This window comes from Vibrio sp. Vb0888 (genome assembly GCF_033338835.1).
GTDB lineage: Bacteria > Pseudomonadota > Gammaproteobacteria > Enterobacterales > Vibrionaceae > Vibrio > Vibrio alginolyticus.
In genome coordinates this window covers 77398-101703 of sequence record NZ_JAWOTL010000012.1, presented here as the reverse complement: position 1 = coordinate 101703, position 24306 = coordinate 77398, and the positions used below count along the sequence as shown (strand labels likewise).

Here is a 24306-nt window from a genome sequence, read left to right as displayed (position 1 = left end):
CGCTTATCCTTCAGAGATTGCGTTTTCTATCCAGTTGATATCTCGCCCATTATCATGAATGGCGATGACATCAAATCGATAATCGATATTGTGTTTTAAGCGCTTTTGTTGGCTAAGCCAAACTTGTGCGGTTTTGACTAGCTTGCGCATTTTAGCGTGCGTCACCATTTCTGCTGCCGAGCCAAAGTGATTGTTCTTACGGTATTTGACTTCAACAAACACAATAGTTTCACCTTGTTGGAAGATTAAATCAATCTCACCGACCTTAGTCAGAAAATTTTGTTCAATAAAGTTTAAGCCCTGGCGTTGTAAATACTGCTTCGCCAGAGCTTCATATTGATTTCCGATTTGGCGCTTACTAAAGAGCCCCACGCTCAGCCCAGCTTAGCTCACGCTGTACAACACAATTATTGTCGATACTTAAAATACCGGTTTGGCCGCCAACTGAGTAGCCCGGAACGACCTTCATTTGTGGCAGCTCCCCAATCAATTTATACGCATCCATACCCAGTGCTTTCAAACGTTTTTCCATGTTAGATTGCTCTGACCACAGCTCGTTCATTTCAGCGGTCACGCTAGGGTCTGGGTCAATCAGTAATGGGATATCGCTGTAGATGATACCTGTTAGATCTTCGTAAGTCGCGCCGCCACTGTTGCTACGCGAGCTAGAGAAAATTTGTGGCGCTTTGGCGTCTGGGTTAATCGCTACCTCAATAAACGGCTTGATCAAAGTCAGTTCCGTGCTTCTAGCAACAATATAAACCGCATCGACATCACGACGGCTACGTGGCTGTGTTTCAAGCTTGATACGCATTAATGATTGCATCTGAGCAATACGTTGTTTGCTTTCTTGCAGACCAAATACTTCATTGATGTCTTTTTGAAGTTGGCGCTTGTCGCCAAAATAACTTGCTGCGACTTTATTAGAGCTGTACTTGCGCCATTCTTTGTTGAACGCTTCAGTTACGCGCTCACCAAAGCTGCCCTTTGGTGCCAGAATCAGAGGGAAGTTATAGCCTTCGCTGAACAAGTGTTTCGCTGCCTGTGCGGCTTCTTGTTCTGGTGATAATGCCAAGTAGCAAATATTGCTATCTGGTTGCACATCTTCGGGAATATTTAGCGCAAGGGCTGGAATCGTAGGACCATTTTCTGAGCCATCCATGGTTGTGTGCAATAGCTCAACGTTTTCTTTTTCTAGGGGACCAACAACAAAGTCGATGTTTTCATTGATCAAACGTTGTTTAATTTGGTCGGCGTTATACGCATTAGTGTCTATTACCGTGAGGGTAGCGCTTGGATCACGGTTACGATCATTCATCATCGCAAACACAAAACCATCACGAATTAATTGCGCTTGTGGCGAGAACTTACCAGTAAGCGGCAGTAACAAAGCGGTGTTGTTTGGTTTAACAATGTCTAGAGAGAGAATGTTTTGAATCTCTTCTGGTGTGTAGATAGCGGCTGGATGCGATGGGTTCTCGTTTAACCAGCGTTCTAGGGTATTTTTTAGTTGGGATAAGTTGCCCGACAGCGTTTTCGCATAAATAGCGAGTTGTAGCCAACCATCCAAAACATCTTCATTTGGCTCTGTTTCTAATGAGGTCAGTTCGTACTCGGAGTAGCTGCCAAAGTTCATCCAAATACGGCTAGAAATCTCTCTCTGCTCCGCGGACGATGCATATTGACCAAATGCAACCAGTTGGCGGTTTGCCTCAAACGCTTGGTTAAGACCTTGATAAGCGTCGGCACGCATCAAGTAATAGTCTTTCCATTGCTCATTTGGCAACTTCCACCAAGGTTTAAAATTCAACAATTGCAGCAACTGAGAGTAATTACCCTGTTTTTGCTGTATGGTCGCACGCGCTAGTTGCCACTCTGCTTGCTGAACTTCGGTTAACTGTTGACGAGCCAGGCGCTTGATCAACATTTCTGCTTGATCAAACTGGTTTGCTTGAATCGCGGCTTTGGTTGCCATGATCAACCAGTCATTTTGTAAACTGCCTTCCGTGCTATCAGCTTGGATCATATAGTTCTGAACAGACTGAGTAGGCTCAAGTGTTACATCAACGCCATCAGGCTGTCTTGGACCTGAAGAACAGGCGGCGAGCGTAATTGCTAGTGCAACAGGAGTAAGTATGCGTGGTACACTGAGTCTCTTATGGTTAATCATTGCCGTGAGTTCTCTATAATTTTGTACAAAATTGTCTCTATATTAATCGTTGAAGTGATGGTAAACAAATGACAGATAAAAATAAGTTGCCGAATGAGGGGCCAACTCTCTATATCGTACCGACTCCAATCGGAAATTTAGCGGATATCACCCAACGTGCTATCGAAATTCTGTCGACTGTGGACATCATTGCCGCTGAGGATACTCGACATACGGGCAAATTACTGTCTCACTTCAATATTCAAACCAAAACTTTTGCTCTACACGACCACAATGAGCAGCAAAAAGCACAAGTTTTGGTAGAAAAGCTGCTTTCCGGTCAGTCTATCGCATTAGTTTCTGACGCTGGTACGCCACTTATCAGCGACCCAGGATACCATTTGGTGACAAAATGTCGTCAAGCGGGCGTTAGAGTTGTGCCTCTTCCAGGTGCTTGTGCGGTCATTACGGCGTTAAGTGCCTCTGGCTTGCCATCGGATCGCTTTAGCTTCGAAGGTTTTTTACCACCGAAAAGCAAAGGTCGTAAGGATAAATTCCTAGAGATTGCTTCGGTAGAGCGTACGTGTATTTTTTACGAGTCACCGCACCGTATTTTAGACTCTCTACAAGACATGTTAGACGTTCTTGGCCCAGATAGAGAAGTTGTGTTGGCAAGAGAGCTAACAAAAACCTTTGAAACCATTCAAGGCATGCCGTTAGGTGAGCTGATTGAATGGGTGAAAAGTGACGATAACCAACAGCGTGGTGAAATGGTATTGTTGGTACATGGCCATCGTGAAACAACAGACGACTCACTACCTGAAGATGCTTTACGCACGTTAGGGATTTTGACCAAAGAGCTGCCTTTGAAAAAAGCAGCTGCTTTGGTGGCAGAAATACATAACTTGAAGAAGAATGCGCTATATAAATGGGGCTTAGAAAACTTAGACTAAGTGCCGCTAGCGAGATAAATGGTCAATGAGGGCTGATGTTTAGGCATCGGCCTTTTTATTATCTATTTTTGGCACGTTGACTAAAAAGTCATCACTTAGTGCATTCATTTCATCATATCTGTGATCTAACTAGACTCTGAAGTGAGAACTCTATACAATCCGCCCTCGGAGCTGACTGGGTAGTCGCTGCTTTGTTGATGTCCTTCGGGAGACTGACGTCGAAGTCCCTTTGGGAGACTGACGTTGACGTCCTTCGGGAGACTGACAAAGGGGAGGAAAGTCCGGGCTTCATAGAGCAAGGTGCCAGGTAACGCCTGGGAGGCGCAAGCCTACGACAAGTGCAGCAGAGAGAAGACCGCCGATGGCCCGTAAGGGTACAGGTAAGGGTGAAAGGGTGCGGTAAGAGCGCACCGGACGACTAGCAATAGTTCGTAGCAGGGTAAACTCCACCTGAAGCAAGACCAAATAGGCCTCCACATTGCGTTGCTCGCGTAAGGAGGCGGGTAGGTTGCTCGAGCCAGTGAGTGATTGCTGGCCTAGACGAATGGCTACCGCCGCGCAAGCGGAACAGAACCCGGCTTATGTGTCGGCTCCACCTATTCGAGACCCATCTCTACTTCGGTAGTGATGGGTTTTTTGCATTTAATTGACGCAAACTATGTCATTACCAATAAACTTGGCGTAAATCACGTCTAACTTTAGACTTGTGGTGGCGATGATGTAGGAAATCAGTACACTAAAGAATCGCTTCAAGATCATTCAACGAGAAAGCTATGACCGAAACCTTCCAACATATTTCCGTGTTATTAAATGAATCCATTGATGGCTTAGCTATCAAACCAGACGGCGTCTATATTGATGGAACATTTGGCCGTGGCGGTCACAGCCGGACAATTCTATCTAAACTCGGTGAAAATGGCCGACTGTACAGTATCGACCGTGACCCTCAAGCGATCGCTGAGGCAGGCAAAATCAATGACCCTCGCTTCACCATTATTCATGGTCCATTTTCTGGTATTGCTGAGTATGCTGAAGAGTATGGACTAGTTGGAAAAGTGGATGGTGTTCTGCTGGATTTAGGCGTTTCTTCTCCTCAGTTAGACGACGCAGAGCGTGGCTTTAGCTTTATGAAAGACGGTCCGCTAGATATGCGTATGGACCCGACATCAGGTGTTCCAGTATCTCAATGGTTGATGGAAGCAGACCTCGATGATATCACTTGGGTCATTCGCGAGTTTGGGGAAGATAAACATGCGCGCCGTATTGCAAAAGCGATTGTTGCCTACCGTGAAGACGAAGAAAATGAGCCAATGGTTCGCACTGGTCAGCTGGCAAAATTGATTTCAGATGCCGCACCGAAAAGTTTTAAAGAGAAAAAACACCCTGCGACTCGTGCTTTCCAGGCTTTTCGTATTTACATCAACAGTGAGTTAGAAGAAATTGATACGGCACTTAAAGGCGCGGCGAGCATTCTGGCTCCTGAAGGCCGTTTATCTGTGATTAGCTTCCACTCTCTGGAAGACCGTATGGTCAAACGTTTTATCCGTAAAGAGAGCAAAGGGCCTGAAGTGCCACACGGTATTCCAATGACGGAAGAGCAAATTCGTGCTCTTGGTAGTGCGAATATGAAAGCGGTGAGCAAAGCGATTAAGCCAAGCAAACAAGAAATTGAAATGAACCCTCGCTCGCGCAGCTCTGTGTTAAGAGTTGCGGAAAAGCTTTAATTATTATGACGAAATCCACTCCTAATCTTGCTAAGTTGATTGCAACAGATCTCCTCACTGTTGGTCGCTGGCCATTACTGTTGTTGCTATTGATCGTGGCATCGGCAATGGGAGTGGTATTTGCTACCCACCATGCGCGTCAAGCGATCACCGAAAAAGACCATACGTTGGTTGAACGAGAACGATTAGATAGCGAATGGCGTAACTTAATGTTGGAAGAAACTGCCCTCGCGGAACACAGTCGTGTTCAAGACCTTGCCAAAAAAGAACTTGAAATGAAACGACCTGATGGCGATAAAGAAGTGGTTGTCACGCTCAAATGATTAGAAAAAAATCCAACACGAAACAAGCCAATAAGCGTAAACCTGTAGCAAAAGAGAAAGCGGCTACGGGGGATAAGAAAAACGATAACAAAGCAGTGAAAGTGGCGGTCGAAGAATCTTTCTTGATTCGTTGGCGCTTCCATCTATTACTGTTTTTTGTTTTTTGTGCATTTGCCCTTTTGGTGGCACGCGTAGCCTACATCCAAATCATTGAGCCAGATAACCTGATTAAACAAGGTGACCTACGTTCGGTTCGTGTTAAATCCATTCCTTCTGCTCGCGGTATTATTTCGGATCGAAATGGTGAGCCGCTTGCTGTCAGTGTACCGGTTGAGGCTGTTTGGGCAGATCCTGCCACGATTTTTAAAGAAAACGCGTTAAGCCAGACCAAAAGTTGGCATGCATTAGCGGATGTTCTTGGTATTGACCGACAAGGGTTAATAGACAAAATCAAGCGCAATGAAAAACGCCGCTTTATCTACTTGCAGCGCCAGGTCAGTCCGGCCATGGCGAACTATATTCGTGAGCTAAAGCTGCCAGGTGTTGGCCTTAAGTCGGAATCTCGTCGTTATTATCCTGCAGGTGAGGTTAGTGCTCACTTAGTCGGTGTGACAGGCATTGACGGGCATGGCCTAGAAGGTGTGGAGCGTAGCTACGATGAGTGGCTCACTGGCGCGGCGGGTAAGAAAACTATTCGTAAAGACCGTTATGGTCGTGTTGTGGAAAACATTGCTTGGCAAGACAAGCAAGAAGGTAAATCACTTCAGTTAACCATCGATCAGCGCCTACAGGCGATTGCGTATCGTGCGATTAAGCAAGCCGTTGCGGACCACCGCGCCACTTCAGGTTCTGTTGTCATGTTGGATGTAAAAACGGGCGCCGTATTGGCCATGGTTAATGCTCCTTCTTACAACCCTAACAATCGTAGCGATTGGCAAAGCTATCAAATGCGTAACCGAGTGATCACGGACTCAATGGAGCCCGGTTCGACCATTAAGCCTTTCGTTATTTTAGCCGCCTTAGAAAATGGGATAGCGGATAAAGATACCATCGTAGATACCGGTAATGGTGTTCTACGTTTAGGTGGTAGTCGAGTCAGAGATGTCTCTCGCGTAGGTAAAGCGAGCTTGACCACGATCCTTAAAAAGTCGAGTAATATCGGTGTGACGAAGCTAGCAATGCAAATGCCGGTAGAGGCGCTTCTTGGGCTGTACAGTTCAGTGGGTTTTGGTGAGCTTTCTGGCCTAAACCTAGTTGGGGAAGTGACGGGTATTTTTCCTACACGAACTCGTTGGTCGCCAATTGAGCGCGCCACGATTGCGTTTGGTTATGGTCTATCAATTACACCAATCCAGCTAGCCCATGCTTATGCGACGCTTGGAAACCTTGGCAAATACGAGCCTATTCATATTATCGAAAGCAATGATCATGACATGTCACGCCAAGTGGTGAGTGCGAAGTATGCGCGTCAAGTATTAGACATGTTGGAAACCGTAACTCAAAAAGGGGGCTCGGCTCGCAGAGCGGCAGTTCCTGGTTATCGAGTAGGAGCGAAAACGGGTACATCACGTAAAGCTTCTGCCGGTGGGTACAGCGACGAGTACATCACCTACACGGCTGGGCTTGCTCCGGTTAGCGATCCGCGAATTGCTTTAGTAGTGATCGTAAACGAGCCTCAAGGCGATGACTACTATGGTGGTTCGGTAGCGTCTCCTGTCTTCTCTGAAATCATGAAAGGCGCGCTACAAATACTCAATGTTGCACCTGACGAAAACAAATTCCAACAGTAAGCCCTGTGGTTTACTGAGCAAACAAAATTAAGAAAACCTGAGCCAAAGCTCGGAGAACAAATATGACTAAAGCCATCAGTATGGACGTGCTGCTTTCCCCTTGGGTGGATTGCCCTAGCTTATCGTCCGTTCTTGTTTCTGAATTGGAGCTCGACAGCCGAAGAGTTCAACCTGGAACCACGTTTGTAGCAGTGATTGGCCATGTTGTGGATGGGCGTAAATTCATTGCCTCTGCAATTGAGCAAGGTGCAAATGCAGCCCTGGCGCAAGCCTGCGATGTCAAAACACATGGTACGGTGGAAATCATTGATGATGTTCCCGTCATTTACATTGATAGGTTGGACCAACGTTTATCCGCAATTGCTGGAAAGCTCTATGCTTACCCTGATATGGATTTGATTGGTGTCACCGGCACCAACGGCAAAACCACCATTACCCAGTTAATAGCGCAATGGCTAGAACTGCTTGACGATAAAGCGGCGGTAATGGGAACAACAGGAAATGGCTTCCTCAATAACTTGCAACAAGCTGCGAATACAACGGGGAATGCCGTTGAAATTCAGAAAACGCTCTCCTCTCTCGCAAATCAACAAGCCACATATACCGCGCTAGAAGTATCTTCCCATGGCCTGACGCAAGGTCGTGTCAAAGCACTATCATTTGCGGCGGGCGTGTTTACTAACTTAAGTCGTGACCATCTTGATTATCATGGCACGATGGAAGAGTATGCCAATGCAAAGCTTGGGTTGTTCACGCAACACCAATGTAAACGTGCCATTATCAATGTTGATGATGAAGTAGGTCATCAATGGGCGTCGCAGTTAAGTAATGCGATCGCTATTTCGCTCAAGCCGAACACTGAATTTGAAAGCGCAATTTGGGCGACGGAAGTTAGTTACGCGGAGTCAGGGATTACTATTAAGTTCGATGGTAAATTTGGCTCAGGTGAATTGCACGCGCCTTTGATTGGTGAGTTTAATGCAACCAACTTAATGCTCGCTTTTGCGACCTTATTAAGCTTAGGTATAGAGAAACAAGCGTTACTCGAAACCGCAGGTCAACTGCAACCTGTACTCGGCCGAATGGAGTTATTCCAAACTGAGGATCGTGCCAAAGTCGTGGTCGATTATGCTCATACTCCTGATGCTTTAGAAAAAGCGCTGCAAGCTTTACGAGTTCATTGTGAAGGCCAGCTGTGGGCTATTTTTGGCTGCGGTGGCGATCGCGATGCAGGTAAGCGTCCAATGATGGCGGAAATTGCAGAGCGTCTGGGCGACAGAGTGGTGTTGACTGACGATAACCCACGCAGCGAAGATCCGGTTCAGATTGTGAAAGATATGTTAGCTGGGCTGTCAAAACCTGCTGAAGCGATTGTTCAGCATGACCGCTTCAAAGCGCTGTCTTATGCCATTGAAAATGCTTCGCCAAACGACATTATCTTGTTAGCTGGAAAGGGCCATGAAGATTATCAGATTCGTAATGGCGAAACGATTCATTACTCCGACCGCGAGTCCGCAATGCAACTTTTAGGATTGACCTCATGATCAAAGTAACGTTATCTCAAATTGCAGACATCACTCGTGGTGAGCGATTCGGCGACGAGCTACTTATCGACGCGGTTTCTACTGATACACGAACGATTGAGCGTGGGGCTTTATTCGTCGCGTTAGTTGGGGAGCGCTTTGATGCGCACAACTTTTGCCAACAAGCGGTAGATGCAGGTGCCGGTGCTTTACTCGTAGAAAAACGCTTAGATGTGAATGTGCCGCAAATTGTGGTGTCGGATACCAAACTTGCATTGGGTGAGTTTGCTTCTTGGGTGCATCAAGCATGCAAAACACCTACCGTTGCCATCACCGGAAGTTGCGGTAAAACGACCGTAAAAGAAATGGTTGCGAGTATCCTGCAATTGAAAGGCAAAGTGTTATTCACGGCGGGTAACTTCAATAATGATATTGGTGTTCCGTTGACATTATTGCGCTCACAGCAGGATGATGATTATGCCGTGATTGAGCTTGGTGCTAATCATATAGGTGAAATTGCTTACACGACTCAGTTAGTAAAACCAGATATCGCGTTAGTGAACAATGTAGCCGCCGCTCACCTTGAAGGCTTTGGTTCTATCGATGGCGTGAAACAAGCCAAAGGTGAAATCTACCAAGGCCTTTCAGCTGGTGGTATTGCGATTGTTAACCTAGACAGCAATGGTGAAGCCAAGTGGGATGAAGTGTTAGCAGATAAGAAAGTCATTACTTTTTCACAAAGTAATACTGATGCAGACTTCTTCGCTTCTAACATCGTATTGAACGCCGCAGGTGAAGCAAGCTTTGACTTACATATCGCAGCAAGCTCACAAGAAATTGAACTGTCTCTGGGTATTATAGGTCAACACAACGTTGCGAATGCGATCGCTGCTTCTATTATTGCGTTACAAATGGGCGCCACATTAGAAGAGGTTCGCGCTGGCCTTAAACATTTGAACAAAGTGAAAGGTCGCGTCGAGGTTGAAGCGCTGAGCGAAAAGATAAAATTGATTGACGACAGCTACAACGCGAGCGTGCCAGCCATGAAAGCGGCAGTTGATTTATTGGCCGCTTTTCCAGGTCAACGCTGGCTGATTTTAGGTAATATGGCGGAATTGGGCGAGGAAAGTCTTGCACTTCATCGTCAAGTCGGGGAACATGCTGCCCCACAAAAATTTGAACATGTTCTCACATATGGTGCAGACGCCAAGGTGATCAGTGATCTTTGCCAAGGCATTCATTTTGAGACGCACCAAGAGATGATTGAATACATCAAGCAGCATCTAGACCAAGCCGTTCCTGAAAACCATACGATATTGGTGAAAGGAGCGAATGGTGCACGTATGTTTGAAGTCGCTGCTGCTTTGAAGGAGTATTATTAATGATTATTTGGCTTGCCGAGCTGCTACAGCCATACCTGTCTTTTTTCCGATTGTTTGAATACTTGTCTTTTCGAGCAATCCTAAGCGTATTAACCGCTCTAGGTCTGTCATTATGGATGGGACCAATCATGATCAAGCGTTTGCAAATGCTGCAAATTGGTCAGGTAGTGCGTAACGAAGGTCCTGAATCTCACTTTAGTAAGCGTGGTACCCCAACAATGGGCGGTATCATGATCTTAGCGGCCATCTCAATCACGATTTTGCTATGGACAGACTTATCCAACCCTTACGTATGGGCGGTACTGACAGTCTTACTTGGCTACGGTGCGGTCGGATTTGTTGATGATTATCGTAAAGTGGTACGCAAAAATACCGATGGCTTGATCGCGCGTTGGAAGTACTTCTGGCAGTCGTTGATCGCGTTTGTCGTCGCTTTCGCATTGTATGCTTACGGTAAAGACACAGCAGCAACTCAGCTAGTGGTGCCATTCTTTAAAGACATCATGCCGCAGCTTGGTTTGATGTATATCATTCTGACTTACTTTGTCATTGTAGGTACAAGTAACGCGGTTAACCTGACTGATGGTCTAGACGGTTTGGCAATCATGCCAACGGTTCTTGTTGCAGCAGGCTTCGCGGTTATTGCATGGGCGACCGGTAACGTTAACTTCTCTGAATACCTTCATATTCCATACTTACCACATGCTTCTGAGTTGGTTGTCGTATGTACAGCAATCGTCGGTGCAGGCCTTGGTTTCTTGTGGTTTAACACGTATCCAGCACAAGTGTTCATGGGTGATGTCGGCTCACTAGCGCTTGGCGGCGCGTTAGGCACTATTGCTGTTCTCGTTCGTCAAGAGTTGGTGTTGGTGATCATGGGCGGTGTGTTTGTGATGGAAACGCTGTCGGTAATTCTACAGGTGGGTTCATACAAACTGCGTGGTCAGCGCATTTTTCGTATGGCACCGATTCACCACCACTACGAATTGAAAGGTTGGCCAGAACCTCGCGTAATCGTGCGTTTCTGGATTATTTCTATGGTTCTTGTTCTGATTGGTCTTGCGACATTGAAAGTGCGTTAATCGCACTTTCCAAGAACAAGATTTACAGTGTGATCAAATATGGAACGTTGGCAAAACATACATAGTGTTGTCGTCGTAGGGCTCGGTATTACCGGGCTCTCTGTCGTTAAACACCTAAGAAAAAATCAGCCACAGCTTGTGGTCAAAGTCATTGATACTCGCGTAAACCCTCCGGGTGCAGAGCGCTTGCCGGAAGATGTTCAACTGCATAGTGGTGGTTGGAATACAGACTGGCTTTCTGACGCAGATCTTATCGTGACCAACCCTGGTATTGCGCTAGCGACACCAGAGATCCAAGCCGTATTAGCAAAAGGTACGGCAGTAGTAGGTGATATCGAGTTATTCGCTTGGGCGGTGCAGAAACCGGTGATTGCGATTACGGGCTCAAACGGTAAGAGCACAGTAACCGACCTCACAGGTGTGATGGCTAACGCTGCAGGTTTGGATGTTGGCGTTGGTGGTAACATCGGTGTGCCTGCTCTGGATTTGTTAGAACAAGACGCAGACCTATATGTACTCGAACTCTCGAGCTTCCAGTTAGAAACGACGTCAAGCTTAAAGCTCAAAGCCGCTGCGTTTCTGAATCTTTCTGAAGATCATATGGATCGTTATCAAGGCATGTCTGACTATCGACAAGCTAAGTTGCGTATTTTTAACCATGCTGCTCTTGCAGTCGTGAACCGTGATGATCAAGAAACCTTCCCAGACGCAGAGATGCCATTGGTGACATTTGGCAGCGACAATCAGGACTTTGGTCTCGAGGTGGATGGCAACCGTACTTGGCTGCTCGATCACGGTCAACGAGTTGTCGCAAGTGATGAGCTTAAGTTGGTTGGTAAGCACAACTTATCTAACGCTCTGGTTGCTTTAGCGCTATTAAAAGCTGCGGACGTAAACTATCACAAAGCATTGAATACACTTAAAAATTACACGGGACTGACACACCGATGCCAGGTGGTTGCGGATAATCAAGGCGTCAAATGGGTGAATGACTCTAAAGCAACTAATATTGCCAGCACTATGGCTGCGCTATCTGGTTTGGAATCGACAGGCAAGCTCTACTTACTCGTTGGTGGTGTTGGCAAAGGTGCTGACTTCTCGCCATTAAAACCGATCTTCGCGACGCTTAACTTGCAACTGTGTTGCTTTGGCGCTGATGGCGATGAATTTATGCCACTGCATGAATCTGCAATACGTTTCGACACTATGGAAGATGTGATTCAACAAGTATCTTCGCAGTTAAAACCAGGTGATATGGTGATGCTGTCTCCTGCATGTGCTAGCTTTGATCAATTCGACAACTTTATGGCAAGAGGTGATGCTTTCGCTGCTCTTGCTCAGAAATATGCATAATTAAAGGTTACACACTTCGTGGGTTTAGGTAACGTTAAACGCAGTATTGGCAATTGGCTCAAGCATCCAGCCCCAGAGGCGATGTTTGATCGTCAGTTAGTGTGGATTGCACTGGGTTTGATGTTGACTGGTTTGGTCATGGTAACCTCTGCATCATTTCCAATCAGCTCTCGATTAACGGAACAGCCGTTCCACTTTATGTTTCGTCATGCGACGTTTCTCGTGCTGGCGTTAGGGACCTCCGCTGTTATTTTGCAAGTGCCTTTGCAAGAGTGGTTTAAGAAGAGCCATTACTTACTTTGGGCTTCTTTCGCACTGTTGATCATCGTGCTCTTGGCGGGTAAGTCGGTTAATGGTGCGTCTCGTTGGATTCCCCTTGGGCTGTTTAACCTTCAGCCAGCGGAAGTCGCGAAGCTATCGCTGTTTATCTTCATGTCTGGTTACTTAGTTCGAAAGCAAGACGAAGTACGACAAACGTTCTTTGGTGGCTTTATGAAGCCAATCATGGTGTTTGCCTTCTTTGCAGTATTACTACTTGGTCAGCCAGACTTGGGGACGGTCGTCGTGATGCTGGTCACGCTGTTTGGCATGCTTTTTATCGCAGGTGCAAAACTAACCCAGTTTCTCGCCTTGATGGTGGCAGGTATCGGCGCTGTGGTAGGTTTGATTCTCGTCGAGCCATACCGTATGCGACGAGTAACCTCCTTCCTTGACCCGTGGGAAGATCCATTTGGCAGTGGCTATCAGTTGACTCAGTCTTTGATGGCGTTTGGTCGTGGTGAATGGTTCGGACAAGGTCTCGGTAATTCAATTCAAAAACTGGAATATCTACCGGAAGCGCACACCGACTTTGTGTTTGCCGTACTTGCTGAAGAGCTTGGTTTCGTAGGCGTAGTGCTGGTCTTAATGCTGATTTTTAGCTTGGTGCTAAAAGCGGTTTACATCGGCAAGCGTGCATTTGAAGAAGGCGAAATGTTCGGAGGTTATCTGGCTTTCGGAATTGGTATTTGGTTTGCGTTTCAAACCTTGGTTAATGTTGGAGCTGCCGCCGGTATTGTTCCAACTAAAGGTTTAACACTTCCACTCATCAGTTATGGTGGTTCTAGTCTAATAATTATGTCCGTCGCAGTGTCCATACTACTGCGTATCGATTACGAATGCCGCTTGAAACGCGAGCAACAACAATCAGAACAACAAGCTAATGAAACAAAATAAACGTTTGATGGTGATGGCTGGTGGTACTGGCGGTCACGTATTCCCAGGTTTGGCGGTAGCAAAACAGCTTCAAGAACAAGGTTGGGAGATCCGTTGGTTAGGTACGGCGGATCGAATGGAAGCGGATTTGGTGCCAAAACATGGCATTGAAATCGACTTTATCAAAGTGAAAGGGTTACGAGGTCAAGGCGTTAAACGTCTTCTTGCAGCACCATTTCAAATTATCAATGCCATTATGCAGGCTCGTGCTCACATGAAACGCTGGCAGCCAGACGCAGTGCTTGGTATGGGCGGTTATGTTAGCGGCCCGGGTGGTATTGCCGCTTGGATGAGTGGTATTCCTGTTGTTCTGCATGAACAAAATGCAGTAGCAGGTTTAACGAACCAATGGTTATCGAAAATCGCTAAGAAGGTTTTTCAGGCTTTCCCAGGCGCTTTTCCAAATGCCGAAGTGGTTGGGAACCCAGTTCGTGAGGACGTGACTCAATTAGCAGCGCCAACTGAGCGCATGCAAGAGCGCCAAGGTCCAATTCGCATTTTGGTGATGGGTGGCAGCCAAGGCGCACGTATTCTTAACCAAACTCTGCCAGAAGTGATGTCGAAATTGGGCGAAGATTACTGTATTCGTCATCAAGCGGGTAAAGGTTCCGCCGAAGAAGTGAATGCAGCATACCAAGCTAATGGTGTGGTAAATGCAGAAGTAATGGAATTCATTGATGACGTTGCAGAGGCTTACGCATGGGCTGACCTTTTAGTTTGTCGCTCTGGAGCGTTAACCGTTTCTGAAGTCTCGGCGGCAGGTGTAGGCGCTATTTTTGTTCCATTCATGCACAAAGACCGCCAGCAAGCACTTAATGCTGACCACTTGGTGGATTGCGGCGCGGCGAAAATGATTGAACAACCAGATTTAACCGTTGAGTCTCTGACTCAGCAGATCCAACAATTGGATCGCCAAGCTTTACTTACAATGGCTGAGCAAGCGCGTGGCGCTGCAAAATTGAATGCTGACCGAGTTGTCGCACAAGCCATTGTCGCTTTGACCGAAAAGCGTTAACCGAATTATTGAGAATAGAATTGATGACAATCCAACATACACAAGACTTAGCTCAGATTCGCGCAATGGTGCCAGAGATGCGCCGCGTGAAATCCATCCACTTCATCGGTATTGGTGGTGCGGGCATGAGCGGCATTGCAGAAGTGCTGTTGAACGAAGGCTACCAAATCACAGGTTCTGATCTATCAGAGAACGCTGTGACAGAGCGTTTGGTATCAAAAGGTGCGACGGTATTTATTGGTCATCAAGCCAGTAATGTAGAAAAAGCCAGTGTGGTTGTTGTGTCAACGGCGATCAACGAAGAAAACCCAGAAGTGATGGCGGCACGTGAATTACGCATCCCTATTGTACGCCGCGCAGAGATGTTGGCTGAATTGATGCGATTCCGTCACGGTATTGCCGTTGCGGGTACACACGGTAAAACCACGACGACCGCTCTTGTTACTCAAATCTATTCTGAAGCCGGTCTTGATCCAACGTTTGTGAATGGCGGTTTGGTGAAAAGCGCAGGTACAAATGCGCGTCTAGGCTCGAGTCGTATTCTAATTGCAGAGGCAGATGAAAGTGACGCGTCATTCCTGCACTTGCAACCAATGGTGAGCATTGTTACCAATATCGAAGCCGATCATATGGATACCTATGGTGGTGACTTTGAAACCTTAAAGCAAACCTTCATCGATTTCCTTCATAATCTACCGTTTTACGGCCAAGCAATTGTTTGCATTGACGATCCTGTGGTTCGAGAGTTAATCCCACGTATTAGTCGTCAAGTGATAACTTACGGTTTTTCTGAAGATGCCGACGTACGTATTGAAGATTATCGTCAAGAGGGACAGCAAGGCAAATTTACGGTAGTACGTAAAGGGCGAGCTAACTTAGATATCACGCTGAATATTCCAGGTCGTCACAATGCATTGAATGCGTCTGCTGCGATTGCGGTTGCTACTGAAGATGATATTGAAGACGATGCGATCCTAAAGGCAATGGCTGGTACTCAAGGTACGGGAAGACGTTTTGATCACCTTGGCGAGTTTGATACTGGCAACGGCCATGCAATGCTTGTTGATGATTACGGCCATCATCCAACAGAAGTGGATGTAACCATTAATGCAGCACGCAGTGGGTGGCAAGACAAGCGTTTGGTGATGATTTTCCAACCGCACCGTTATAGCCGTACTCGTGATTTATACGATGATTTCGCGAATGTGCTTGAACAGGTGGATGTATTGATCATGCTGGATGTTTACGCAGCGGGTGAAAAGCCGATTGCAGGTGCTGATGGGCGCGCTTTATGTCGCACAATTCGCAGCCGAGGCAAGGTAGATCCGATTTTTGTTCCAGAAATCGAGCAATTACCTTCAGTTTTAGCTAACGTTATACAAGACGGCGACCTAATCTTAACGCAAGGTGCGGGTGATATTGGTAAAGTGGCGAAACAGCTGGCAGGTCTTAAATTGAATATAAACACGATGCTTGGCTGACACATATTGTTGATGCGAAGGACAGATAAAGACTCAGATCTCGATTTTGCGTCAATATCATTGTGATTTATTGCTATCAGTGTTTGATAGTTTACAAGAGCTCAGTATAATCCCAAGGTTAAAGTCAAGACTTTTACCTCTGCGTAATTATATGGGTAAAAAGTACACGACAAAAGTCAGGAAACGAAGACGTTGTTGAATATTGCACTGAATGACGAGCGACCAAACACGGGTAACAACCGTGGTCGCCAAGAAAAAATCTTGGGTGCGTTATTTTTCGTTGTGGTTGTGACTTTAATTTGTTCTGTTTTGTACGCGGCGATCAGTTGGATGTGGGATGACCAAAGGTTACCTCTCTCCAAAATAGTACTTCAGGGGAAACTGGAGTATGTCCAAGCTTACGATGTGCAGGCTGCATTTAGTCGAATTGATCACATCGGTACATTTATGTCCCAGGATATTGATGTATTACAGCAAAGTGTCGAAGCTCTGCCATGGGTAGCGCATGCTGCAATCCGAAAGCAGTGGCCGGATACAGTAAAAGTTTTTTTGACGGAGCATCAACCAGAAGCCATTTGGAATGGCAACGAACTGTTAGATAAAAACGGGTTCGTTTTTGATGGAGATGTTGCTCTGTTGCAAGAAGAAAAAGTGAAGCTGTACGGACCCAAAGATAGCGGACCGGAAGTCTTACAGACTTACCGTGATTTGAGTCCTAAGTTTCAGCAATTGGGTTTAGCGATATCGTCTCTGGTATTAAACGAGCGACGAGCTTGGCAAATCATCCTTGATAACGGTATTCGATTAGAGCTCGGTAAAGAGTCTCTTCTTGAGCGTATAGAGCGCTTTTTTAAGCTCTATAACAAGCTTGGCAGTGACACGCAAAGAATCAGTTATATCGATCTTAGGTACGATACAGGAGCCGCAGTTGGTTGGTTTCCTGAACAAGAGTTAGAAGAGAGTACAGATGACTAAGGCCGCTGATGACAACATTATTGTTGGTCTTGATATAGGCACTGCAACCGTATCGGCTCTAGTGGGTGAGGTTTTACCAGACGGTCAAATTAATATTATTGGCGCAGGTAGTAGCCCCTCACGCGGCATGGATAAAGGTGGCGTGAATGATTTGGAGTCGGTTGTAAAATCAGTACAACGTGCAATTGATCAAGCTGAATTAATGGCAGAGTGCCAGATCAGCCGAGTCTTCATTTCGTTGTCTGGTAAGCATATCGCAAGCCGAATTGAAAAAGGTATGGGCACGATTTCTGATGAAGAGGTGTCTCAAGAAGACATGGATCGCGCTATCCATACCGCAAAATCGATTAAAATCGGTGATGAACAGCGAATTCTTCATGTGATCCCGCAAGAGTTCACCATTGATTACCAAGAAGGAATCAAAAATCCGCTTGGTTTATCTGGGGTAAGAATGGAAGTGAGTGTCCACCTTATCTCATGCCATAATGACATGGCACGCAACATTATTAAGGCGGTAGAACGCTGCGGCCTTAAAGTAGAACAACTCGTATTTTCTGGGCTTGCTGCTAGTAATGCAGTAATCACCGAGGATGAAAGAGAGCTTGGAGTTTGTGTGGTTGATATTGGCGCCGGCACGATGGATGTGGCCATCTGGACTGGCGGTGCGTTACGTCACACAGAAGTATTTTCGTACGCAGGAAATGCTGTAACCAGTGATATTGCTTTTGCTTTTGGCACGCCAGTGAGCGATGCTGAAGAAATAAAAGTCAAATATGGCTGTGCTTTGAGTGAACTGGTCAGTAAGGATGACACGGTTAATGTACCAAGCGTAGGTGGACGACCATCACGTAGCCTGCAACGTCAAACGTTGTCAGAAGTGATTGAGCCACGCTACTCTGAGCTTATGGGACTGGTTAACCAAACTATCGACTCTGTACAAGCAAAATTGCGCGAAGAGGGTATCAAGCACCATCTGGCTGCGGGAGTTGTACTCACCGGCGGTGCTGCGCAAATGGACGGAGTGGTAGAATGTGCGGAACGCGTATTCCGCAATCAAGTAAGGGTCGGCAAACCGCTCGAAGTCAGCGGATTAACTGACTATGTAAAAGAGCCGTACCATTCTACGGCAGTTGGATTACTTCATTACGCAAGAGACATGCAGTCTAGCGACGATAGCGATTATAATGAACCTAAACGCTCATCTGTAACTGGCTTTTTCGATAAATTGCGTAACTGGATACAAAAAGAGTTTTAACCTGAGTTGCAGGATAAACGGAGACAACACATGTTTGAACCGATGATGGAAATGTCTGACGATGCAGTAATCAAGGTCGTTGGGGTTGGTGGCGGCGGTGGTAACGCCGTTGAACACATGGTGCGTGAATCCATCGAAGGTGTGGAATTCATCAGCGTCAACACTGATGCGCAAGCACTTCGTAAGACAAGCGTTGGCAATGTTATTCAGATCGGTGGTGATATCACTAAAGGTCTGGGTGCAGGTGCTAATCCACAGGTTGGCCGTGACGCAGCTCTCGAAGACAGAGATCGAATTAAAGATTCCCTGACTGGCGCCGATATGGTGTTTATCGCAGCTGGTATGGGTGGCGGTACCGGTACTGGTGCAGCGCCTGTTATTGCTGAAGTGGCTAAAGAGCTTGGCATTCTAACAGTAGCGGTAGTAACTAAACCGTTTAGTTTTGAAGGTAAAAAGCGTTTGGCATTTGCTGAGCAAGGTATCGATGAGCTATCTAAGCATGTTGACTCTTTGATCACGATTCCAAACGAAAAGCTACTTAAAGTACTTGGTCGTGGTGTAACACTACTAGAAGCTTTTGCAAGCGCTAACGATGTTCTTAAGAATGCCGTTCAAGGTATTGCTGAGCTAATTACTCGCCCTGGCATGATCAACGTCGACTTTGCGGACGTAAGAACTGTAATGTCTGAAATGGGTCACGCAATGATGGGTAGCGGCATCGCCAAAGGTGAAGACCGTGCTGAAGAAGCGGCTGAAATGGCAATTTCTAGCCCACTTCTGGAAGACATCGATCTAGCGGGCGCTCGTGGTGTTCTTGTCAATATTACTGCTGGTCTGGATATGCGTCTTGACGAGTTTGAGACGGTTGGTAATACAGTGAAGGCATTCGCTTCTGACAATGCGACTGTTGTTATCGGTACTTCTCTAGACCCTGATATGACTGACGAAATTCGCGTAACAGTTGTAGCGACAGGTATTGGTAATGAGAAAAAGCCAGATATCACGCTAGTTGCGGGTGGTAAAGCTAAAGTGGCACCGACGCCGCAAGCTCAACCACAGCAACAAGCAGCGGCAACGCAAGCTGAAGAAAAACCGGCACAGACCTTGCAAAATAATCAAGTGCAAGAGAAACCACAGGTAACTCCTCAGCCGACAAACACTGCTCCTTCTTCTCCAGCTTCGTCGAGCCAAAGTTCTGCGGCTCCAAAGCAAGAAAAGGAAAGTGGTTATTTAGATATACCGGCATTTTTGCGTCGTCAGGCTGATTAATCTTTAACCCATAAATTTGACATGGCTCAAAATTATGGTAGCATTCACGGTCGACGTTACAGACGGCCGTGTTTTGTAGCAAATTTTTGAGAGGCAAGCAGATGATCAGACAACGTACTCTGAAAGAAATAGTGAAAACAACTGGTGTGGGTCTCCACTCTGGTCGTAAAGTCACACTTACTCTGCGCCCGGCTGCTGCAAATACAGGTATCATTTACCGTCGTACAGATGTAAATCCACCTGTAGATTTTCCAGCTGATCCAGCTTCGGTTCGTGACACCATGCTTTGTACTGCATTGGTAAACGATGAAGGTGTGCGTATTTCAACTGTTGAGCACTTGAATGCGGCACTTGCTGGTATGGGCATCGATAACATTGTTGTCGAAGTAGACGCACCTGAAATTCCGATCATGGATGGTAGTGCAAGCCCATTTGTATACTTGCTACAACAAGCAGGTATCGAAACGCAAAATGCGCCAAAACGCTTCATCCGTATCAAAAAGCCAGTTCGTTTTGAAGATGGTGATAAATGGGCAGAATTTGTACCATTTAACGGCTTCCGTATGGACTTCGAAATTGAGTTTAATCACCCAGCGATTGAATCAGACGAGCAACGTTTGCTGTTTGATTTCTCGTCAAAAGGCTTTGTTCGTGAGATTTCTCGAGCACGTACGTTTGGCTTTATGCGTGATATCGAATATCTACAATCTCAAAACCTAGTTTTGGGTGGTAGTTTTGACAATGCTATCGTTTTGGATGATTACCGTATTCTTAATGAAGAAGGTCTACGCTTTGAAAATGAGTTTGTGACTCACAAAGTGTTGGATGCGATTGGTGACCTTTACATGTGTGGCCACCCAATCATTGGTGAATTCCGTGCCTTTAAATCTGGCCACGGTTTAAATAACCAACTGTTACGTGCTGTTCTTGCAGATCAGGAAGCGTGGGAGTGGACTACATTCGAAGAAGAAGTCGGCTCACCAGTAGCATTCGCAGAACCAAATATGGTGCTTGCGTAAATACTTGGCATTAGAATTAATTAAAAAACCAGGCTTATGCCTGGTTTTTTGCTATTTGGCTTTAATCCTGGATTTATCAATAACATTCAAGCTTTCAGCATATTGAAATAACGTTCACTTACGATCTTCCTTTTCTGCCATATCGGCTAATCGTTTTAAACGCTCTTGAATTTTAGGTGGCGCCATGTCGGCAATCGTCATTAATGACTTTGCTGCAGATTCTGTTAGTGGTGGACGCTTAGGTCTGTCGTCTTGTTGAAAGCGGTTTCTATATAGTGAAGGATTGATCCTCACTTCAACGCTCATCAGCTTGGCAAAGCCTTGAGTACGAAGTTTATTTAGGATCATGAGGCGATCGTAATCGATCTTCATTTTGATCGCGGCACTGGAGACATCGATCAATAGATGGCCGTTACGAACATTCGCTACTCGGCAATGATCGGCCGTCCCCATGGGTAAGACCTCTTGCAAAGCTTGGTTAAGCTGTAAGATTTCTCCAGCATGTTCTTGAATCTGCTTGAACTGTGACTCAGCAATAACATCTTCAGTCGAGGTTGGACGGTGATCACGCATAGGTAAAATCTAATTTTGTTGAGATATAGCTATTCTAGAGCAGCTTTCTATCAAGGTATAGTTTACATTAACGTCTTTAGCTTCAGTTTTACAATGTAGCAAGGTAAAAAGCAAAGTTTGCTCTGGATGGATTACACATATTGCGGTATGCAATATCGGCTAATCAGTCACCACTTTAAGTAAAAACTTCAGAGTGCTTCAAACAAATACGTCTATTTATGGTTGTATCGATTAAAAATCCTTACACTAAGCCACATTGTTTCAAAACTTAGCCTTGAAATATGGATGTTTGAACTCAATATCTTTGATAAATGATTTATCTCAGTATTCTTAGTTCCAAACTGGCAGAGACTGAAGGCATTATGAGTAGATCGGGAACGGTCTGAATAAAGAGAGATTCACGAAAAATGATAACTAAGCTACTGACAAAAGTGATTGGCAGTCGCAACGACCGAACACTGCGCCGCCTTAGAAAAATTGTAAAAGAAATTAATAACTTTGAGCCAACATTCGAAGCTCTAAGTGACGAAGAGTTAAAAGCAAAGACGGTTGAATTCCGTGAGCGCCTAGAGAAGGGTGAAACTCTTGATAAACTACTTCCAGAAGCTTTTGCTACGGTTCGTGAAGCATCTAAGCGTGTCTACGGTATGCGCCACTTCGACGTCCAGCTTATCGGTGGTATGGTTCTAAATGCGGGTCAAATCGCTGAAATGCGTACGGGTGAAGGTAAAACGCTGACGGCAACGCTCCCTGCTTACCTAAATGCCCTAGCTGGTAAAGGCGTTCATATTGTAACAGTGAACGATTATCTAGCTAAACGTGATGCAGAGACAAACCGCCCTCTATTTGAATTTTTAGGTATGACTGTTGGCGTAAACGTGCCAAACATGCCTCCTCAAGAGAAAAAAGAAGCGTACCAAGCTGACATCTTGTACGGAACGAACAATGAATTTGGTTTTGACTACCTTCGTGACAATATGGCTTTCCGTAGCGAAGATCGCGTACAACGTGAACGCTTCTTTGCAGTTGTCGATGAGGTGGACTCAATCCTAATTGATGAAGCTCGTACCCCTTTAATCATTTCTGGTCCTGCTGAAGATAGCTCTGAGCTATACACCCGAATCAACCTTTTGATCCCGCATCTTAAAAAGCAAGACAAAGAAGACTCTGAAGAATATCGTGGTGATGGTCACTACACTGTTGATGAGAAATCAAAGCAAGTATACCTCACAGAAACGGGCCAAGAGTACGTTGAAGAACTGTTGGTGAAAAATGGTCTTATGGAAGAGGGTGACACACTTTACTCACCGACTAACATCAGCATGTTGCATCACGTGAATGCCGCTTTGCGTGCTCATGTGTTGTTTGAGCGCAACGTTGATTACATCGTTACTGACGAAGGTGAAGTAGTAATTGTTGATGAACATACTGGTCGTACAATGCCAGGTCGTCGTTGGTCTGAAGGTCTTCACCAAGCAGTAGAAGCGAAAGAAGGCGTTAAGATTCAAAACGAAAACCAAACTTTGGCTTCGATTACCTTCCAGAACTACTTCCGCTTATACGAAAAACTGTCTGGTATGACAGGTACTGCGGATACTGAAGCGTTTGAGTTCCAATCTATTTATGGCTTGGAAACGGTGGTTATCCCAACCAACAAACCAATGATTCGTAACGATATGCCGGATGTGGTGTACCGTACCGAAGCTGAGAAGTTTGCTGCAATCATTGAAGATATCAAAGAGCGCGTTGCGAAAGGTCAGCCAACATTGGTTGGTACCGTATCGATTGAAAAATCAGAACTACTCTCCAACGCCTTGAAGAAAGCGAAGATCAAACACAACGTATTGAATGCGAAATTCCATGAGAAGGAAGCGGAAATTGTTGCTGAAGCGGGTATGCCGGGTGCGGTAACTATCGCGACCAACATGGCCGGTCGTGGTACGGATATTGTGCTTGGCGGTAGTTGGCAATCAAAAGTGGAAGCTTTGGAGAACCCAACTCAAGAACAAATCGATGCGATTAAAGCAGAGTGGAAAGTGGTACATGATCAAGTACTAGATGCTGGTGGTCTACACATCATTGGTACTGAGCGCCACGAATCTCGCCGTATTGATAACCAGCTACGTGGTCGTTCTGGTCGTCAAGGTGATGCGGGTTCATCGCGCTTCTACCTATCTATGGAAGACTCTTTGTTACGTATTTTCACTTCTGATCGTATGGCGAGCCTTATTCAAAGTGGTATGGAAGAAGGTGAAGCTATTGAATCGAAAATGCTTTCTCGCTCAATTGAAAAAGCACAGCGCAAAGTGGAAGGTCGTAACTTTGATATCCGTAAGCAGCTACTAGAATACGATGATGTGGCGAACGATCAGCGTAAGGTTGTCTACGAGCTGCGCGACGAATTGATGAACGTTGAAGACATCAGCGGTATGATCGAGCAAAACCGTGAAGATGTGCTAACCGCGGTTATTGATGAGTACATCCCGCCACAATCACTAGAAGATATGTGGGACGTTGAAGGTCTGCAAGAGCGCTTGAAAGCAGACTTCGATCTTGATGCGCCAGTGAAGCAATGGCTTGAAGAAGACGATAAGCTTTACGAAGAGGCGCTACGCGAGAAGATCATCAATCTAGCCGTTGAAGTGTACAAAGAGAAAGAGGAAGTGGTGGGTGCGCAAGTGCTTCGTAACTTCGAGAAATCGGTTATGCTTCAAACTCTGGATACGCTTTGGAAAGAGCACTTGGCAGCAATGGATCACTTGCGTCAGGGTATTCACTTACGCGGCTATGCGCAGAAGAACCCGAAACAGGAATACAAGCGTGAATCGTTTGAACTGTTTGAAGGTCTACTAGAAGCGCTGAAAACTGATGTGATTACTGTTCTATCTCGCGTTCGAGTTCAGCAACAAGAAGAAGTTGAACGTATGGAAGAGCAACGTCGTGCGCAAGCTGAAGAGGCCGCTCGTCGTGCTCAAGCGCAACACGCAGCAGCACAAAACCCTCTTTCTGAAGGTGAAGAATCTGAAGAAGGTTCAAGTCAGCCAATGGTACGTGATGAACGCAAAGTAGGTCGCAATGAGCCTTGCCCTTGTGGTAGTGGTAAGAAGTATAAACAGTGCCACGGCAAAATCGACTAACGTATTAGTCAGATAATTTTTTAAAGAGTCGCCTAGGCGGCTCTTTTTT

19 protein-coding genes and 1 other RNA gene are annotated in these 24306 nt (G+C 45.9%); 17 read left to right on the top strand and 3 right to left on the bottom strand.

The window, feature by feature from the left end; all coding sequences use genetic code 11:
• Window positions 1-3: 3 nt before the first annotated feature.
• Window positions 4-372, bottom strand: coding sequence for a YraN family protein (locus tag R7P72_RS16805; RefSeq protein WP_005372903.1), 369 nt, complete (start codon window positions 370-372; stop codon window positions 4-6).
• The gene (locus R7P72_RS16800; RefSeq protein ID WP_005372905.1) at window positions 359-2170 is read right to left on the bottom strand and encodes a penicillin-binding protein activator; all 1812 of its coding nucleotides are present in this window, start codon (window positions 2168-2170) and stop codon (window positions 359-361) included. The genes R7P72_RS16805 and R7P72_RS16800 overlap by 14 nt, the downstream gene beginning before the upstream one ends.
• Before the next feature lie 68 nt (window positions 2171-2238).
• Here R7P72_RS16800 and rsmI point away from each other — a divergent pair, with 68 nt between their 5' ends.
• The 16 genes from rsmI (at window position 2239) to lpxC (ending at window position 20547) form a co-directional block, all read left to right on the top strand.
• Window positions 2239-3102: a 16S rRNA (cytidine(1402)-2'-O)-methyltransferase gene (rsmI, locus tag R7P72_RS16795; protein WP_005372907.1), complete on the top strand. Its 864-nt coding sequence runs from the start codon at window positions 2239-2241 to the stop codon at window positions 3100-3102.
• A gap of 167 nt (window positions 3103-3269) precedes the next feature.
• An RNA gene (gene rnpB / locus R7P72_RS16790) (RNase P RNA component class A) lies at window positions 3270-3700 on the top strand.
• 175 nt (window positions 3701-3875) lie between these two features.
• Window positions 3876-4826 carry a 16S rRNA (cytosine(1402)-N(4))-methyltransferase RsmH gene (rsmH, locus tag R7P72_RS16785; protein WP_318110729.1) on the top strand — a complete coding sequence of 317 codons (951 nt, stop codon included), beginning with the start codon at window positions 3876-3878 and terminating at the stop codon, window positions 4824-4826.
• Between the two features lie 5 nt (window positions 4827-4831).
• Entirely contained in the window at window positions 4832-5149 is a 318-nt protein-coding gene (gene ftsL / locus R7P72_RS16780; protein WP_005372920.1) for a cell division protein FtsL, read from the top strand.
• Window positions 5146-6939, top strand: coding sequence for a penicillin-binding transpeptidase domain-containing protein (locus R7P72_RS16775; RefSeq protein ID WP_005372922.1), 1794 nt, complete (start codon window positions 5146-5148; stop codon window positions 6937-6939). Before ftsL ends, R7P72_RS16775 begins: the two co-directional genes overlap by 4 nt.
• Window positions 6940-7001: 62 nt before the next feature.
• The gene (gene murE / locus R7P72_RS16770; RefSeq protein ID WP_005372924.1) at window positions 7002-8483 is read left to right on the top strand and encodes a UDP-N-acetylmuramoyl-L-alanyl-D-glutamate--2,6-diaminopimelate ligase; all 1482 of its coding nucleotides are present in this window, start codon (window positions 7002-7004) and stop codon (window positions 8481-8483) included.
• Window positions 8480-9844 (top strand): UDP-N-acetylmuramoyl-tripeptide--D-alanyl-D-alanine ligase, encoded by a 1365-nt coding sequence (locus R7P72_RS16765; RefSeq protein ID WP_005372928.1) that lies wholly within the window; start codon window positions 8480-8482, stop codon window positions 9842-9844. Before murE ends, R7P72_RS16765 begins: the two co-directional genes overlap by 4 nt.
• Window positions 9844-10926, top strand: coding sequence for a phospho-N-acetylmuramoyl-pentapeptide-transferase (mraY, locus tag R7P72_RS16760; protein WP_005372931.1), 1083 nt, complete (start codon window positions 9844-9846; stop codon window positions 10924-10926). Before R7P72_RS16765 ends, mraY begins: the two co-directional genes overlap by 1 nt.
• Window positions 10927-10965: 39 nt before the next feature.
• A complete protein-coding gene (gene murD, locus R7P72_RS16755) occupies window positions 10966-12279 on the top strand; it encodes a UDP-N-acetylmuramoyl-L-alanine--D-glutamate ligase (protein ID WP_005372932.1) in 1314 nt (437 codons plus the stop codon).
• Window positions 12280-12297: 18 nt separating this feature from the next.
• Window positions 12298-13494 (top strand): cell division protein FtsW, encoded by a 1197-nt coding sequence (gene ftsW / locus R7P72_RS16750; protein WP_005372933.1) that lies wholly within the window; start codon window positions 12298-12300, stop codon window positions 13492-13494.
• Complete coding sequence (gene murG, locus R7P72_RS16745; RefSeq protein ID WP_005372941.1) at window positions 13481-14548, top strand: undecaprenyldiphospho-muramoylpentapeptide beta-N-acetylglucosaminyltransferase; 1068 nt, start codon at window positions 13481-13483, stop codon at window positions 14546-14548. Before ftsW ends, murG begins: the two co-directional genes overlap by 14 nt.
• 23 nt (window positions 14549-14571) lie before the next feature.
• Window positions 14572-16029 carry a UDP-N-acetylmuramate--L-alanine ligase gene (gene murC, locus R7P72_RS16740; protein WP_005372944.1) on the top strand — a complete coding sequence of 486 codons (1458 nt, stop codon included), beginning with the start codon at window positions 14572-14574 and terminating at the stop codon, window positions 16027-16029.
• A 192-nt stretch (window positions 16030-16221) separates the two neighbouring features.
• Entirely contained in the window at window positions 16222-17004 is a 783-nt protein-coding gene (locus tag R7P72_RS16735) for a cell division protein FtsQ/DivIB (protein WP_213907306.1), read from the top strand.
• Window positions 16997-18259: a cell division protein FtsA gene (gene ftsA, locus R7P72_RS16730; protein ID WP_005372946.1), complete on the top strand. Its 1263-nt coding sequence runs from the start codon at window positions 16997-16999 to the stop codon at window positions 18257-18259. The genes R7P72_RS16735 and ftsA overlap by 8 nt, the downstream gene beginning before the upstream one ends.
• A gap of 30 nt (window positions 18260-18289) precedes the next feature.
• Window positions 18290-19528 (top strand): cell division protein FtsZ, encoded by a 1239-nt coding sequence (gene ftsZ, locus R7P72_RS16725; protein WP_017633617.1) that lies wholly within the window; start codon window positions 18290-18292, stop codon window positions 19526-19528.
• A 101-nt stretch (window positions 19529-19629) separates the two neighbouring features.
• Window positions 19630-20547: a UDP-3-O-acyl-N-acetylglucosamine deacetylase gene (gene lpxC / locus R7P72_RS16720; protein WP_005381871.1), complete on the top strand. Its 918-nt coding sequence runs from the start codon at window positions 19630-19632 to the stop codon at window positions 20545-20547.
• Between the two features lie 114 nt (window positions 20548-20661).
• Here lpxC and R7P72_RS16715 read toward each other — a convergent pair whose 3' ends face one another.
• Complete coding sequence (locus R7P72_RS16715) at window positions 20662-21120, bottom strand: DUF721 domain-containing protein (RefSeq protein WP_005381869.1); 459 nt, start codon at window positions 21118-21120, stop codon at window positions 20662-20664.
• A 407-nt stretch (window positions 21121-21527) separates the two neighbouring features.
• On the opposite strand from R7P72_RS16715, the gene secA reads away from it, so the two are divergent.
• Window positions 21528-24257 carry a preprotein translocase subunit SecA gene (gene secA / locus R7P72_RS16710; protein WP_005381868.1) on the top strand — a complete coding sequence of 910 codons (2730 nt, stop codon included), beginning with the start codon at window positions 21528-21530 and terminating at the stop codon, window positions 24255-24257.
• The last annotated feature ends 49 nt before the right edge of the window (window positions 24258-24306 follow it).

Bases quoted from the DNA above. Each gene is read 5' to 3' on its own strand.
- rsmI (WP_005372907.1), top strand. From the start codon at position 2,239: ATGACAGATAAAAATAAGTTGCCGAATGAGGGGCCAACTCTCTATATC.
- ftsL (WP_005372920.1), top strand. From the start codon at position 4,832: ATGACGAAATCCACTCCTAATCTTGCTAAGTTGATTGCAACAGATCTC.
- R7P72_RS16715 (WP_005381869.1), bottom strand. From the start codon at position 21,120: ATGCGTGATCACCGTCCAACCTCGACTGAAGATGTTATTGCTGAGTCA.
- R7P72_RS16765 (WP_005372928.1), top strand. From the start codon at position 8,480: ATGATCAAAGTAACGTTATCTCAAATTGCAGACATCACTCGTGGTGAG.
- lpxC (WP_005381871.1), top strand. From the start codon at position 19,630: ATGATCAGACAACGTACTCTGAAAGAAATAGTGAAAACAACTGGTGTG.
- ftsA (WP_005372946.1), top strand. From the start codon at position 16,997: ATGACTAAGGCCGCTGATGACAACATTATTGTTGGTCTTGATATAGGC.
- R7P72_RS16775 (WP_005372922.1), top strand. From the start codon at position 5,146: ATGATTAGAAAAAAATCCAACACGAAACAAGCCAATAAGCGTAAACCT.
- rsmH (WP_318110729.1), top strand. From the start codon at position 3,876: ATGACCGAAACCTTCCAACATATTTCCGTGTTATTAAATGAATCCATT.
- secA (WP_005381868.1), top strand. From the start codon at position 21,528: ATGATAACTAAGCTACTGACAAAAGTGATTGGCAGTCGCAACGACCGA.
- R7P72_RS16800 (WP_005372905.1), bottom strand. From the start codon at position 2,170: ATGATTAACCATAAGAGACTCAGTGTACCACGCATACTTACTCCTGTT.
- ftsZ (WP_017633617.1), top strand. From the start codon at position 18,290: ATGTTTGAACCGATGATGGAAATGTCTGACGATGCAGTAATCAAGGTC.
- mraY (WP_005372931.1), top strand. From the start codon at position 9,844: ATGATTATTTGGCTTGCCGAGCTGCTACAGCCATACCTGTCTTTTTTC.
- murC (WP_005372944.1), top strand. From the start codon at position 14,572: ATGACAATCCAACATACACAAGACTTAGCTCAGATTCGCGCAATGGTG.
- murE (WP_005372924.1), top strand. From the start codon at position 7,002: ATGACTAAAGCCATCAGTATGGACGTGCTGCTTTCCCCTTGGGTGGAT.
- murD (WP_005372932.1), top strand. From the start codon at position 10,966: ATGGAACGTTGGCAAAACATACATAGTGTTGTCGTCGTAGGGCTCGGT.
- murG (WP_005372941.1), top strand. From the start codon at position 13,481: ATGAAACAAAATAAACGTTTGATGGTGATGGCTGGTGGTACTGGCGGT.